The 13,301-nt window shown below is 63.5% G+C and carries 14 protein-coding genes; 3 read left to right on the top strand and 11 right to left on the bottom strand.

The window, feature by feature from the left end; genetic code table 11:
- Window positions 1-9: 9 nt before the first annotated feature.
- The 10 genes from JQ631_RS08320 to JQ631_RS08275 form a co-directional block, all read right to left on the bottom strand.
- Complete coding sequence (locus JQ631_RS08320) at window positions 10-213, bottom strand: hypothetical protein (RefSeq protein ID WP_212325380.1); 204 nt, start codon at window positions 211-213, stop codon at window positions 10-12.
- On the bottom strand, window positions 213-824 hold the full coding sequence (nuoE, locus tag JQ631_RS08315) for an NADH-quinone oxidoreductase subunit NuoE (protein ID WP_212325378.1): 612 nt from the start codon (window positions 822-824) through the stop codon (window positions 213-215). The genes JQ631_RS08320 and nuoE overlap by 1 nt, the downstream gene beginning before the upstream one ends.
- Before the next feature lie 10 nt (window positions 825-834).
- Window positions 835-1,797 carry an FkbM family methyltransferase gene (locus JQ631_RS08310; protein ID WP_212325376.1) on the bottom strand — a complete coding sequence of 321 codons (963 nt, stop codon included), beginning with the start codon at window positions 1,795-1,797 and terminating at the stop codon, window positions 835-837.
- Window positions 1,797-2,993 (bottom strand): NADH-quinone oxidoreductase subunit D, encoded by a 1,197-nt coding sequence (locus JQ631_RS08305; protein WP_212325374.1) that lies wholly within the window; start codon window positions 2,991-2,993, stop codon window positions 1,797-1,799. Before JQ631_RS08305 ends, JQ631_RS08310 begins: the two co-directional genes overlap by 1 nt.
- Window positions 2,994-2,995: 2 nt before the next feature.
- Window positions 2,996-3,607, bottom strand: a complete 612-nt coding sequence (locus tag JQ631_RS08300) for an NADH-quinone oxidoreductase subunit C (RefSeq protein ID WP_212325372.1) — start codon at window positions 3,605-3,607, stop codon at window positions 2,996-2,998.
- Between the two features lie 11 nt (window positions 3,608-3,618).
- Window positions 3,619-4,200, bottom strand: a complete 582-nt coding sequence (locus JQ631_RS08295; RefSeq protein ID WP_433995517.1) for a NuoB/complex I 20 kDa subunit family protein — start codon at window positions 4,198-4,200, stop codon at window positions 3,619-3,621.
- Entirely contained in the window at window positions 4,197-4,562 is a 366-nt protein-coding gene (locus JQ631_RS08290; RefSeq protein ID WP_027550614.1) for an NADH-quinone oxidoreductase subunit A, read from the bottom strand. Before JQ631_RS08290 ends, JQ631_RS08295 begins: the two co-directional genes overlap by 4 nt.
- A 478-nt stretch (window positions 4,563-5,040) precedes the next feature.
- Window positions 5,041-6,177, bottom strand: coding sequence for a PepSY-associated TM helix domain-containing protein (locus tag JQ631_RS08285; protein WP_349644964.1), 1,137 nt, complete (start codon window positions 6,175-6,177; stop codon window positions 5,041-5,043).
- Between the two features lie 34 nt (window positions 6,178-6,211).
- Window positions 6,212-8,461, bottom strand: a complete 2,250-nt coding sequence (locus JQ631_RS08280; RefSeq protein ID WP_212325366.1) for a TonB-dependent siderophore receptor — start codon at window positions 8,459-8,461, stop codon at window positions 6,212-6,214.
- 183 nt (window positions 8,462-8,644) lie between these two features.
- Window positions 8,645-9,160 carry a MarR family winged helix-turn-helix transcriptional regulator gene (locus tag JQ631_RS08275; protein WP_212325364.1) on the bottom strand — a complete coding sequence of 172 codons (516 nt, stop codon included), beginning with the start codon at window positions 9,158-9,160 and terminating at the stop codon, window positions 8,645-8,647.
- Window positions 9,161-9,345: 185 nt separating this feature from the next.
- Here JQ631_RS08275 and JQ631_RS08270 point away from each other — a divergent pair, with 185 nt between their 5' ends.
- Window positions 9,346-10,536: an aromatic ring-hydroxylating dioxygenase subunit alpha gene (locus JQ631_RS08270; RefSeq protein ID WP_212325362.1), complete on the top strand. Its 1,191-nt coding sequence runs from the start codon at window positions 9,346-9,348 to the stop codon at window positions 10,534-10,536.
- A 58-nt stretch (window positions 10,537-10,594) separates the two neighbouring features.
- Window positions 10,595-11,887, top strand: coding sequence for a spinster family MFS transporter (locus JQ631_RS08265; RefSeq protein WP_212325360.1), 1,293 nt, complete (start codon window positions 10,595-10,597; stop codon window positions 11,885-11,887).
- Here JQ631_RS08265 and JQ631_RS08260 read toward each other — a convergent pair.
- A complete protein-coding gene (locus tag JQ631_RS08260) occupies window positions 11,884-12,789 on the bottom strand; it encodes an alpha/beta fold hydrolase (RefSeq protein ID WP_249160207.1) in 906 nt (301 codons plus the stop codon). The two genes, JQ631_RS08265 and JQ631_RS08260, sit on opposite strands and share 4 nt — an antisense overlap.
- A 221-nt stretch (window positions 12,790-13,010) precedes the next feature.
- Here JQ631_RS08260 and JQ631_RS08255 point away from each other — a divergent pair, with 221 nt between their 5' ends.
- Window positions 13,011-13,214: a hypothetical protein gene (locus JQ631_RS08255; protein ID WP_212325358.1), complete on the top strand. Its 204-nt coding sequence runs from the start codon at window positions 13,011-13,013 to the stop codon at window positions 13,212-13,214.
- Window positions 13,215-13,301 lie beyond the last annotated feature (87 nt).

Here is a 13,301-nt window from a genome sequence, read left to right as displayed (position 1 = left end):
GCTTTCCGATCAACGGTTGGCTTGCTTGTAGGCAAGCCCGGCGGCGCAAACGGCGAAGGTCAGCGCCCAGAGCAGACTGGTTTCCTGTGTCGCGTTCATCACGAAGCGCTGCAGCAGGAACATGAAGGTGGCAGCGAGCGCGGAGTGCATGGCGACGAAGCCCCATTTCTTCACGGCTTCGCTCCCCCGGTTCGCGTGAGACGGAAGACCCATCAGGAGGTCTCCTTCAACGTGGTCGGCCCGCCCGCCGGCGCGGAGAACTGGCGGCCGTTCTGCGGACCGGGCTTGGGCGGATTGCCCGAGGCAAAACCGTCGAGCACCTTGCCGAAGCTCTCCTTGTTCAGATCCTCATAGGTGTCCTTGCCGATCAGCACCATCGGCGCGTTCACGCAGGCGCCCAGGCACTCCACCTCTTCCCAGCTGAAATTGCCGTCCTTGGAGAGATGGAAGGGATCGTGATGGATCCGGCTCTCGCAGACATGGATGAGGTCTTCGGCGCCGCGCAGGCGGCACGGCGTGGTGCCGCAGACCTGGACGTGGGCCTTCTTGCCGACCGGGGCGAGCTGGAACATCGTGTAGAAGGTCGCGACTTCGAGCACGCGGATATAGGGCATGTCGAGAAGGTCGGCGACGGCGCGGATCGCGGCTTCCGAGACCCAGCCCTCGTGCTGCTCCTGGACGCGCCAGAGGATGGCGATGACGGCGGAGGCCTGGCGTCCGGCCGGATATTTCGCGATCTGCTGCCTGGCGAACGCGAGGTTCTCGTCCGTGAACGCAAAGCTCGCGGGCTGGACTTCCTTGGGCGCTAATCTGCGAACGGACATGTCTTATCTCTCACTGCATACGGCGCGCGTTTTTGGCATTCAGGGCATTGATCCTGTCCTGCCAGAACGCGCTTGCGGTGCCGAAAACGTTGTAGCCGACGTGGGTCGAGACCTTGATGCGATCGAGGATCGACAGCTCGGTCACGGTCTCCAGGCGGTTGGTGCGGGGATCGAGCACGATCAGCTTCAAAGGCGTCTGCTCGAGGATGTAGCGCGACACGGAGTGGTTGCGGTCGCTGCCGTGCTCCTCGCACATGATGACGCTGTCGGTCTGCAGCAGCCGGGCGCCGCCCTTGATCGCCTCGATCTCGACGCCCTCGACGTCGAGCTTGATCAGGTACTTGCCTGATGCCGGGATCTTGCCGTCGTCGATCAGATTGTCGAGCGCGAGAACGGGCACGTCCTCGCCACCGTCAGACGGAGCACCGGCGATGCTGAAGGCCTCGTGCTTCGTGCCTGACAGACGCGCGGTGCCGCGCGCGGCACCGATCGCGCATTTCAAGGTCTCGAAGCGGTTGCCGTTGATATCGGCATTGTTGGCGAGCTTCGGATAGTTCTGGCCCGACGGTTCGATCGCGATCGACTTGTGCGAGCCGAACGGTTTGCTCGACACCAGCACCGACCAGTAGCCGTAGTTGGCGCCGCAATCGAGCAGCGTGTAGTCGACGTCGACGGAGTCGGCGAACAGCAGCTCCAGCTCGTCCTCGTAGTTGTACGAGCGGTTGAGCAGCTTGCTCCAATAGCCGTCGCCATAAGGAAATTCGAACACCGCGTCGGCATTGAGCTTGATCGCGATGTTGCGCCTGGGCAGCGTCTTCGCCAGCAGATTGGCGCAGGCGATGTAGCCCATATGCGAGAAGTGCGAGGAGATCTTCGATCCCGTCACCAGCGCCAAGGCAGCCGTCCGCTCCCACAGGTTGGCCCCTTCAAGGGCCCCCGAGGCACGGTCAAACTGGATTGGCGCCTGCCCCATCACCGATCGACCTCTCCGAACACGATGTCGAGCGAGCCGAGAATGGCCGAGACGTCAGCGAGCAGATGGCCGCGGCAGATGTGGTCCATCGCCTGCAGATGCGCAAAGCCCGGCGCGCGGATCTTGCACTTGTACGGCTTGTTGGTGCCGTCGGAGATCAGATAGACGCCGAATTCGCCCTTAGGCGCTTCGACTGCGGCATAGACTTCGCCTTCCGGCACGTGAACGCCTTCGGTGTAGAGCTTGAAGTGGTGGATCAGCGCTTCCATCGAGCGCTTCATCTCGCCACGGCGCGGCGGCGCGACCTTGTTGTCTTCAACGACGACCGGGCCCTTGCCGTCAGGCGCATTCAGTTTCTGGATGCACTGCTTCATGATGCGCACGGACTGGCGCATCTCTTCCATGCGGATCAGGTAGCGGTCGTAGCAGTCGCCGTTCTTGCCGATCGGGATATCGAAATCCATCTCGGCGTAGCACTCATAAGGCTGCGACTTGCGCAGGTCCCAGGCCGCACCCGAGCCGCGCACCATCACGCCCGAGAAGCCCCACTCCCAGGCTTCCTTCAGCGACACCACGCCGATATCGACATTGCGCTGCTTGAAGATGCGGTTGGCGGTGAGCAGGCGATCGAGATCGTCGACGACCTTCAGGAACGGATCGCACCAGGCGTCGATATCGTCGACCAGCTTCTGCGGCAGGTCCTGATGCACGCCACCGACGCGGAAAAAGGCTGCGTGCATGCGGCTGCCCGAGGCGCGCTCGTAGAACACCATCAGCTTTTCGCGCTCTTCAAAGCCCCACAGCGGCGGGGTCAGCGCGCCGACGTCCATGGCCTGCGTGGTGACGTTGAGAAGGTGAGAGAGAATGCGGCCGATCTCGCAGTAGAGGACGCGGATCAGCTGGCCGCGGCGCGGCACCTCGATGCCCAGCAGCTTTTCGGCGGCGAGGCAGAAGGCGTGCTCCTGGTTCATCGGCGCGACGTAGTCGAGCCGATCGAAATACGGGATCGCCTGGAGATAGGTCTTCTGCTCGATCAGCTTCTCGGTGCCGCGGTGAAGCAGGCCGATATGGGGATCGACGCGGGCGACGACTTCGCCGTCAAGCTCCAGCACGAGGCGCAACACGCCGTGTGCCGCCGGATGCTGCGGCCCAAAGTTGATCGTAAAGTTGCGAAGCTGTTCAGGTTGCTCGTTCATGATCAGGCCTTCGGTCCCGCCTTCTCGTCACCGGGAAGCGGATAGTCCGCCCCTTCCCACGGCGAGAGGAAATCGAACTTGCGGAATTCCTGGTTGAGCCGGACCGGCTCGTACACCACGCGCTTCTCCTGGTCGTCGTAGCGGACTTCAAGGAAGCCGGTGGTCGGGAAATCCTTGCGCAGCGGATGCCCCTCGAAACCGTAATCGGTGAGGATGCGGCGCATGTCGGGGTGGCCGACGAAGAACACGCCGTAGAGGTCGTAGGCCTCGCGCTCGAACCAGTCGGCGCCCGGGAACACCTCGATCAGCGACGGAACCTGCGTGGTCTCGTCGGCCTGGGCCTTGAGACGGATGCGCGTGTTCAGGGTCGGTGACAGGAAGTGATAGATCACGTCGAAACGCTTTTCGCGCGAGGGATAGTCCGCGGCCGTGATGTCGGTAAAGTTGACGAAGCGGCAGTTGGGATCGTCGCGGAGGTGCTTGACCACCTCGACGATCTTGCTGGCCTCGACATCAACCGTGAGCTGGTTGAAGGCCACCTGATAACCGATGGCGGCGCCCGGAAGCGCGCTCACGATCGTCTGCCCCAGGGCGTCGAGCTTGGCGTCGTCCATGACGTAAAACCTTAGCGTTCGATGGTGCCGGTGCGGCGGATCTTCTTCTGCAGCAGCAGCACGCCGTACAGCAGCGCTTCCGCCGTGGGCGGGCAGCCCGGCACGTAGATGTCGATCGGCACGATGCGGTCGCAGCCGCGCACGACCGAGTAGGAATAGTGATAATAGCCGCCGCCATTGGCGCACGAGCCCATCGAGATGACGTAACGCGGCTCGGGCATCTGGTCGTAGACCTTGCGCAGCGCCGGCGCCATCTTGTTGGTCAAGGTCCCTGCGACGATCATCACGTCGGACTGACGCGGCGAAGCACGCGGCGCGAACCCGAAGCGCTCGACGTCGTAGCGCGGCATCGACACCTGCATCATCTCGACCGCGCAGCAGGCGAGACCGAAAGTCATCCACATCAACGAGCCGGTACGGGCCCAGGTGATGAGGTCGTCGGTCGCAGCCACGAAGAAGCCCTTGTCGGACAGTTCGTGATTGACCTCGAGGAAGAACGGGTCATTGGCCCCGACCGGACGGCCGGTCGACGGATCCAGGATGCCCTTGGGCGCGGTCGCTACAAGCGGACCGGCAGATGGTGCTGGATTCAATCCCATTCGAGTGCGCCTTTCTTCCATTCATAGGCGAAGCCCACCGTGAGCACGGCGAGGAACACCAGCATGGACCAGAAGCCGGTCGCGCCGAGCTTGCCGAACGCCACCGCCCACGGAAACAGGAACGCCACTTCGAGATCGAAGATGATGAAGAGGATGGCGACCAGATAGAAGCGGACGTCGAACTTCATGCGGGCATCGTCGAAGGCGTTGAAACCGCACTCATACGCCGAGAGTTTTTCCGGGTCCGGCTGCTGGAACGCGACGATGAAGGGGGCGATCAGCAGCACCAGGCCGATGAGGCCGGCGACCCCTATAAAGACGACGAGTGGAAGATAGTTCTGTAGAATGCCGCTCATTGACGAGCCCTTTTTCCCGCAGCCTCGGGACAGCCACGGATTCGTCCAGTTTGGAATTGTTCTGAGCCTTAGCGCAGTGCACCAATGGGCGCAAGACACGCTCTTTTCAGGCCCTTTGCTGCTCCCACACCGGTGGAAATCCCGGAATCACCCCGCGGCTGGTATGGAGCAGATCGCCTGAGGCGACAAGGGCGGCCATAGTCTTGCAGGGCAACAGTTCGGGGGTTGCGGCACACCGGCCGCGGGCCCTATTTGGCGCAGTTCGTCGGCGAAAATTGCCGGGCTTTTTGGCTGCGGCGGCGCACCCAAACCCAGCCGACGACGGCGACCGGCGCTCCAACGGTCACCCAGGCGACATACTGGCCGGCTGCCCCCCATAGCAGCGCAGCTAACAGACCCGTGATGGTCGCGGCGGCGAGCAGGACCGGTGCAGCAAAGACACGTATCCACAGGCGTGCGCGGTCAGAGGAGCCATGCATCACGATGGGACCGGGGCTCGTCTGGCGAATGTGTCGGCCTTGGCGGGAGCGCGCTTGCGCCGCCGGGCCAGCCAGAGATAGAGGCCGCTGCCGATCACAATGATGGTAAGGCCGCCAAGCGCGGCCCAGATCAGCTTGAGCGGCAGGCCGCCATAGTCGCCGAAGTGCAGCGGCTGCGAGATCAACAGCGCCTGGAGATAGAGCGGCAACGCCCTGCTGTCGGCGACCTCCCCGGTTTCGCCGTCGAGCAGCACCGGCTTGAGCAGCCGCGCGGTCAAAGCCGTGTCGCCGCGCATAAAGGCTGCAAAATGGTGCGAGGACGTGAACGGCGTGCCCGGAAAGGCGATGAAGGCGACCTCCATGCCGGGCGCCGCCAGCTTCGCGCGCGCGACGACATCGTCGAGCGAGGCGAGATGCACCGGCGGCGGCTTGCCGGCATAGGGCGCGACCATGCTGGCGAGTTCCGTCGCCTTCCACTGGTTGAGCATCAGTTCGGCCCAGGTGTTGACGACGCCGGTCAAGCCCACCACCAGCGCCCAGGCCAAAGTCACCGCGCCGATCAGATTGTGCCAGTCGAGCCAACGGACGCGGCGCGAGGCGCTGTCACGAATGGTGGCAAAGCGCAGTCGGCGGGTGAACGGCCAATACAGCACCACGCCGGAGACGATCGCGACCGCAAACAGCAGTCCCATCGCGCCAAGGAACAGCTTTCCGGCCTGGCCCGCGAACATGTCGGTGTGCAGCTTGAGCACGATCAGCATCGGCCCGACGCCGACCGGCCCGAGCAGCTTCGCCGAGACGGCGTCGAAGGCACGCACGGTGGCGTTGTCAGGCGCTCCGTCAGGCGCACTGTTGGTGAAGGCCATCACGATCCCGGGCTCGTCCTTGTCCCAGGACACATATTGCAGAACCCTGCCGGGATCGGCGGCGAGCGCGGCGTCGGCGACGACTTGGGGCGTCGCGCGCGCCGCGCTCGCGTGAGCTTCGGGCTGGGGGGCGTAGCCCAGGAGCTCATCGATCTCGTGATGGAAAATCAGCGGCAGGCCGGTCAGGCAGAGCAGCAGCAGGAACAGGGTCGAGACGAGGCTGGTCCAGGTGTGGACCACGGACCAGAGCCTGACCGCGCGCGCCTTCACAAGATCCTCCCCTCGCCGAGCCTGACCATTTGCATCACCATTTGTAGGAGACGCTCGCAGTGACGCGGCGCCGATCACCGTAGAAGCAGGCCGAGGTGGCGGCGCAGCTCGCAACATAGATCTTGTCGGTCAGATTGATCACGTTGAGCGCCGTGCGCCAGTTCTGCCATTCATAGTGAACTGCGAGATCGCCGAGAACCACCGAGGGAACTTCCAGCGTGTTGGCGGTGTCGGCCCAGGACGCGCCGACATAACGCACACCGCCGCCGAACCCCAAGCCCGTCAGCGGACCTTCCTTGAAGGTGTAGTCCGCCCAACCCGAGATCAGCATCTCCGGCGTATTGGTCGGTGTCTTGCCGACCAGGGTCGGATCGAGGTCCTTGCTGGTGAAGAGATGGTAGGACGTGAAGGCGCCGATCAGCTTCAGCTCCTTCGTGACGTTGGCCACCGCTTCGAGCTCGATGCCGCGCGAGGTCACCTCGCCGGTCTGGTTCTGCAACAAGACATTGGTGGGATCGGTGGTCGCCACGTTCTGCCGCTTCAGGTCGAACACCGACGCGGTAAAGTATCCATCGAAGCCCTTCGGGGCGACCTTCACGCCGATCTCGGCCTGCTTGGCGGTTTCCGGCAAGAACAGCTGATTCTGTGCGTTGAGGCCGATGATCGGATTGTAGCTGGTCGAATAGGAAACGTAGGGCGCAATTCCGTTGTCGAAATTGTAGATCAGCCCGGCGCGCCCGCTGAATTTGCTGTCGTCACGTTGGGCGATATTTGCGCCGGTGTCACGCGCGGCCTGTGTGGTCTCGACCCAGTCGTTGCGGCCGCTCAGCACCAGCGTGAAATTGCCGAGCTTCATCTGGTCCTGAACGTAGGTCCCGGCCTGCTTCTGCGTGATGAGGAAGTTGCGGAACGGCGCGCCCGTGAGCGGAATGTCGAGACCATAGGAAGGATTGAAGACGTTGATCGACGGAACGGTGCCGAAGTTGAACGCCTGGTAGTCGTCGATCTGATAGCCTTTCAGATCGACCCCGAACAGCATCGTGTGCTTCACCGGACCGGTGTTGAAACGGTATTCCAGCTGATTGTCGAGATCGGCCTGGTTGGCGGTGTTCTTCGCATACCAATTGTAGCGGCCCATCGTGGCCGTGTTGATATTGTCCCAGCCATTGCCGATGAAGCCGCGATAGGTCAGGTCGACATGCGCGAACCGCGCGTTCTGGCGGAACGTGAGGTCGTCGGTGAGATTGCGCTCAAACTGGTAGCCGAGCATTTCCTGCTCGCGCGTGAACTTGTCGACGTTGGGATCGCCGACGAAGAAGCTGGTCGGAATCTTGCCGAACGGCGCGTTGGTCACCGTGCCCTGGTAGGGCAGGAAGTTGATGCCGCGGGTGTCCTGCTTGGAGGCCGAGGCCAGCACCGTGAAGGTCGTGTCGGCATCCGGCTTCCAGGTGAAGGACGGCGCGATGAAGTAATTGTTGTCGGGCGTGAAGTTGACTTGCGTACCGCCGTTCTGGACCTGGCCGACGACGCGGTAGAACAGCTTGCCGTCCTGGGACTGTGTCGCAACCGGACCGCCGACGTCGAAGCCGACATAGGCATTGCCGAAATTGTTCACGCCGGTCTCGATGTAGCGGATCGGCTCGGTCGGCGGCATCTTGCTGATGACGTTGACGATGCCGCTCGGGCTCGATCCGCCATAGAGCACGGCCGACGGACCGCGAAGCACCTCGACCCGCTCCATGTTGGAGGGCTGCAGCTTCCAGCTTGCATAGGACGTGTAGAACAGCTGCATGCCGTCGAGGAACAGGCCGATATCGTCGGACTTGAAGCCGCGGATCAGCCACCAGTCGTTGCGGGTGTCGGCGCCGAAGGTGCCGGCGCGCACGCCGGCGGTGTAGCGCAGCACTTCGTCGAGCTTGTTTGGCTTCTGGTCGCGGATCTGATCGGCGCCGATCACCGACACTGCCTGCGGCGTCTCCATGATCGGCGTGTTGGTCTTGGTGCCGGACGAACTGCGGCGGGCGACGTAGCCCTGCACCGGGCCGCGCGGATTCTCGACGACACCGACGTTGCGTTGAGGCTGCGGTTTCCGGCTGTTGGCCGTCTGCACCGGCGCCTGCGTCCGGCGCGGCGCGCGGACGCTCGTACGGCGGCGCTGTTCCGGTGCAGCCACGTTCACCGGCGGCAGGCTCTGCGCACCATTCTGCGCCGACGATTGTGCGAGCGATGCCTGCGGCATCAAGACCCAAGCGGACGCGGTCGCCAATACGGCCGACCGCAGCATTCCAAGACTGTTCAACACGCCACCCCAATGTGCATTTGATCGTCATGCCGCCTGTCCCAGGACGGCATGCGTTGCGGTGACGCTTAGGGGAACGCGCGCGATATCCCTAATTGAAAGGCTCTTAGAGCGAGTCTTAGAAAGTCTCTTAGAAGCGCTCAAATATGTCCTGAAGTTTCTGAACGATCAGCGTGCGCTTTTCTCGGCTTCGAGCATCGCTTCCGCAGTCGCGGTGAGACGATCGACCTGCGCGAGCAGCGTTTCGAGCTCGTCCTTGCTCAATTGCTCGAGCAGCATCCGGTTTCGCTCCTGCGCGCCTTCGACGATCGCGTCATGCGCGGCAAGCCCGGCCTGTGTCAGCGACACCAGCACTTCGCGGCTGTCCTTGGGATTTGCCGACTTCGCGATCAGCTTGCGCGACACCAGATTGGCCAACGCGCGGCTGATCTGTCCCTTGTCCTGACCAACAGCCTCTGCAAGCCGCGCCACGCTCATCGGCGGTCGCCGGCCGAGCGAGGCGACCAGACCGAACTCGACCGAGGATAATCCGGTGAGGCGCTTGTAGCGCAGGATGGCACCGCGCTTGAGCAAATTGGCCAGCACCATCAACCGTGACGACAGCATCACGGTGATCGGCGCCGGCGAAAGATTGTCGTCCGCGTCGGACGATTGGCGCCCGTCCCTGCTCGATGTCTGGCTCATGGTCCACCTCTGCCAAGAAAGCCAACACGTGCCAAGTCTTCCTAGACACTTGGTAGCGCAACCTCCCCAGCCTGATCCGAATGCGGCTAAGAGGCACCTTGGAAGATCGTTGACATTGTCATCGAATTATCTTTCACTGTCTCGGCACAAGAAACGACCGAAGGCCTGCGGCGGGAGGAACAAGCATGACGATCACCCAACGGGATCGCGATCTCGGCACGGCCTATGCGATGAAGCCGGCACAATCCCGCACCGAGCTCACCTCGGTCGTGCGTGGCACGCCGATGGGCGAATTGCTCCGCCGCTACTGGCATCCCGTCGGGCTCACCGGTGACGCCACCGACACGCCGAAGAAGGTGCGCGTCCTGGCCGAGGATTTGATCCTGTTCCGCGACAAGCATGGTCGCGTCGGCCTGCTCCACGCACGATGCTGTCATCGCGGGACCACGCTCTATTACGGCAAGGTCGAGGAAGACGGCATTCGCTGCTGCTATCACGGCTGGAAGTTCGACACGGAAGGGCATTGCCTCGAGCAGCCCTGCGAGCCCGACGGCGGCCAGTTCAAGGATAAGGTGCGCCAGCCCTGGTATCCGGTCGAGGAACGCTACGGGCTGATCTTCGCCTATATGGGCCCGGCGGAAAAACGCCCGGTGCTGCCGCGCTACGAGTGTCTCGAAAACATGGACGACGGCGAGTTCGTCGAGGCCGACGATTCCTCGATCGGCGGCGGCGGGCCTGCGGTCATTCCCTGCAACTGGCTCCAGCATTTCGAGAACGTCGTCGATCCCTATCACGTGCCAGTGCTGCACGGCTCGTTCTCGGGCCCGCAATTCACCAACATGATGGCCTCGATGCCGGAGGTGAAGTTCGACAAGACGCCGCGCGGCATCGCCGTGCGCTCGATCCGCAAGCAGGACGATGGCCGTGTGTTTTACCGCGTCACCGAAGCCGCCCTCCCGACCTTGCGCGTCGTGCCGAACCCGCGCGTTGCGCAGTTCGCGCGGGTCGAGTCGATCGGCTGGACGCTGCCGATCGACGACACCTCGTTCCGCATCTACGTCGCCGGCCGCGTGAAAAACTCCGGCGACATCGGCCGCATGCGCTCGAAGTTCAACGGCAAATTCTGGTGGGACATGACTGAGCAGGAGCACCAGCAATTCCCCGGCGATTACGAAGCGCAGGTCGGCCAGGGACCGATCACCGTGCATTCGGAGGAACATTTCGGCCAGAGCGATCGCGGCATCCTCATGATCCGGCGCATGCTGAGCGAGCAGCTGGAAGCGATGGAAGCAGGTCGCGATCCGATCGGCGTGTCCCTCGATGCGAGCGCGCCGCCGGTGGAATTCGAAGCGGGGAATTACATCCGCGAGGGCTGATCACCGGCTCAACAAGGGACGGGCCGACAACGATAACAAAGACAAATTGGGGGAAGCGATGGTCGATGTGACCTCACAAGTGTCGGTGCAAACGACCGCTGCGGCAACGCCGACGCCGCGGCGCTACTACGTGCTCGGCCTGCTCACCATCATCTACGCGCTGAACTTTCTGGACCGCACGATCTTCAACGTCCTGATCGAGCCGATCAAGAAGGAGTTTCATCTCAGCGACACCGTGATGGGCCTGCTCGCGGGCTTCGGCTTCGCGCTGTTCTATTCCCTGCTCGGAATTCCCATCGCGCGCGTCGCCGACCGGCTCAACCGTCGCAACATCGTGGCGCTTGCGTTCGCCTTCTGGAGCGCGATGACGGCGCTGTGCGGCATGGCTTCGAGTGTCACCGCGCTGGCGTTTGCCAGGATCGGCGTCGGCATCGGCGAGTCCGCCGGCTCACCCGCCTCGCAATCCATCGTCGCCGATCTCTTTGCCAAGAATGACCGCCCGCGCGCCCTCGGCATCTACGCCATCGGCACCTATCTCGGCGTCTTCCTCGGCTATTTCGTCGGCGGTTATGTCAACCAGCACTATGGCTGGCGCATGGCCTTCTACGTCGCGGGCGTGCCGGGCATGCTGCTCGCGCTGATCCTGTGGCTGACGATATCGGAGCCGCAGCGCGGCGCGATGCAGGAAAGTTTCGTGCCCGAACCGCTCGGGCCGACGTTGCGGTTCCTCGCCTCGCAGCAAAGCTTCATCATCGTGCTGATCGGCTTCTGCCTCACCACCTATACGAATTATGCGACCGCGGCCTGGATCCCGCCGTTCCTCGCGCGCGTGCATCATCTGTCGAGCGCCGAAATCGGCACCTATGCCGGCACCTTCAAGGGGCTCGCCGGCATGGCCGGCACCCTGCTCGGCGGCTTCGTGGTGGCGAAAGTCAGCCTGCGCGACGACCGCTGGAAATTGTGGGCGCCGGCGATCACCTCGGGCCTTGCCGGCCCCGTCTTCGCGCTCTGCATGCTGACGCAGGACTTCAAGATGATGGTCGCGATGCTGGCGCTGACCTCGTTCCTGGTCGGCTTCCATCTCGGGCCGATCTTTGCGATCGCGCAGACGGTGGCAAAGCCCAGCATGCGCGCCCTCGCCTCCGCGCTGATCGCGCTCACCGCGACCTGCTTCGGCCAGGGCGTCGGCCCGCTCGCCGTCGGCGTGGTCAACGACGCGTTGAAGGGCAGCTACGGCACTGATGCCGTACGCTACTCGCTGCTTTCGGCGGCGGTCACGACCACGCTCGGCGCCCTGCTGTTCGTCTGGGCAGCGCGGACCATCCGCGCCGACATCAAGCGAGCCGGTTAGGCGTTCATGAAGGCGAGCATGTCCGCAATCAGCCGCTCGCCATGCGTCAGCGGCAGCGGGTGCGGCGCGCCCTCGTAGACGACCAGCTTGCTGCCCTTGATCAGCTTTGCGGTCTTGGCGCCGGTCAATGGCAGCGGCGCGCTGGCATCCCTGTCGCCATGGAGGATCAGCGTCGGCCGATCGACCTTCGCGGCGGCCGCGCGAAGATCCGAGAACGCGATGGTCTTGCGGCACGCCAGTGCCACCGGCAACGGCACGCTCAGCATCATCTCGCGGATCCAGGTCCGCGTGATCTCCGGCGTCTCCGGCAAAAAGAACGGCGCCTCGTTGGCTGCGATCCATTTGGCGAAGTCGCGCGCGACCGCCGCGTTGTCGGCTTCGATCATATCCTTCGGAACCGCATCCGGGTTGTCCTCGGTCTTGATCAGGAATGGCGTCGTCGGCGCGACCAGCACCAGCCTCGCGATCCGGTCCGATCCGTATCGGGCCAGGTAGTTGACCGCCTCGACCGTTCCCATCGAGAAGCCGACCAGCGTGACGTCGCGCAGGTCGCGCGCCTCGATCACGGCGGCGACGTCATCGGTCAGCGTCTCCAGATCATAACCTGTCGACGGCATCTCGGACCGGCCATGCCCGCGCCGGTCGGGCGCGATACAGCGGAAGCCCTTTTCGTCGAGGGCCGCAATCTGGCTGCCCCAGCTGCTGGCATCGAAGGTCCAGGCCGCCAGCAGCAGCACCGGCTTTCCGCTGCCCCAGTCCTGCACGAACAGCTTGGTGCCGTCCTTCGCGGTCACATAGGGCGATCGCGCAGCCGGCTGGCCCGCCGACGCGTTGCTGCCCGGCGCCGCCGCCAGGGCGGTTCCAAGCAGCGTGGCTTCGAGGACGTTTCGACGGTTCATCATGCATCTCCCTTGCCGGATCGGTCACGGCCGATGGGAGCGATCATGACGAAGGGGTTGGGCGCCCGCGATTACGCCGCAGGTAAGACCCGCCCGACTTCATCGGAAGTCGGCGAAATTGCCACAGATGAAACCATTTTACGGAACCCGCGAAACGATCCGGAAACAGATGCTCCTTAAGACATCAGCCTACAGACGGCGCCAAAGCCCGTCGGGAGGCTCGGATGAACCACTCAATTCACTCTGCAGATCGGGGTACCCACCTGAAGATCGTGGTGGTGGCGCTGGTGGCTGGCATCGCAGTTGCCGCCTTCGGGATCGCGGCCCGCACCAATGCCGATCTCAGCCAGACCGCCCAGTCGACCCATGTGATCAAGGCCGGCAAGCCGGTCGCGATTACCAGCTCGGGCACTTCTGAGATCCGTTGATTGCGGGAAAAGGTCCGGTTTGAGACAAAACGGCCGCCTCCGGGCGGCCTTTTGCTTTTGGCCAGCGTCTCAAGAGCTCAGGCCAAG

Source organism: Bradyrhizobium manausense (genome assembly GCF_018131105.1).
Taxonomy (GTDB): Bacteria; Pseudomonadota; Alphaproteobacteria; order Rhizobiales; family Xanthobacteraceae; genus Bradyrhizobium; species Bradyrhizobium manausense_B.
The sequence above is the reverse complement of the archived record's forward strand: the minus strand, read 5'-3'. Positions and strand labels throughout refer to the sequence as shown.

Excerpts from the sequence above, each read along its gene's own strand:
- JQ631_RS08320 (WP_212325380.1), bottom strand. The coding sequence starts at position 213 with ATGGGTCTTCCGTCTCACGCGAACCGGGGGAGCGAAGCCGTGAAGAAA.
- nuoE (WP_212325378.1), bottom strand. The coding sequence starts at position 824 with ATGTCCGTTCGCAGATTAGCGCCCAAGGAAGTCCAGCCCGCGAGCTTT.
- JQ631_RS08310 (WP_212325376.1), bottom strand. The coding sequence starts at position 1,797 with ATGGGGCAGGCGCCAATCCAGTTTGACCGTGCCTCGGGGGCCCTTGAA.
- JQ631_RS08305 (WP_212325374.1), bottom strand. The coding sequence starts at position 2,993 with ATGAACGAGCAACCTGAACAGCTTCGCAACTTTACGATCAACTTTGGG.
- JQ631_RS08300 (WP_212325372.1), bottom strand. The coding sequence starts at position 3,607 with ATGGACGACGCCAAGCTCGACGCCCTGGGGCAGACGATCGTGAGCGCG.
- JQ631_RS08290 (WP_027550614.1), bottom strand. The coding sequence starts at position 4,562 with ATGAGCGGCATTCTACAGAACTATCTTCCACTCGTCGTCTTTATAGGG.
- JQ631_RS08280 (WP_212325366.1), bottom strand. The coding sequence starts at position 8,461 with ATGCTGCGGTCGGCCGTATTGGCGACCGCGTCCGCTTGGGTCTTGATG.
- JQ631_RS08275 (WP_212325364.1), bottom strand. The coding sequence starts at position 9,160 with ATGAGCCAGACATCGAGCAGGGACGGGCGCCAATCGTCCGACGCGGAC.
- JQ631_RS08270 (WP_212325362.1), top strand. The coding sequence starts at position 9,346 with ATGACGATCACCCAACGGGATCGCGATCTCGGCACGGCCTATGCGATG.
- JQ631_RS08265 (WP_212325360.1), top strand. The coding sequence starts at position 10,595 with ATGGTCGATGTGACCTCACAAGTGTCGGTGCAAACGACCGCTGCGGCA.
- JQ631_RS08260 (WP_249160207.1), bottom strand. The coding sequence starts at position 12,789 with ATGATGAACCGTCGAAACGTCCTCGAAGCCACGCTGCTTGGAACCGCC.
- JQ631_RS08255 (WP_212325358.1), top strand. The coding sequence starts at position 13,011 with ATGAACCACTCAATTCACTCTGCAGATCGGGGTACCCACCTGAAGATC.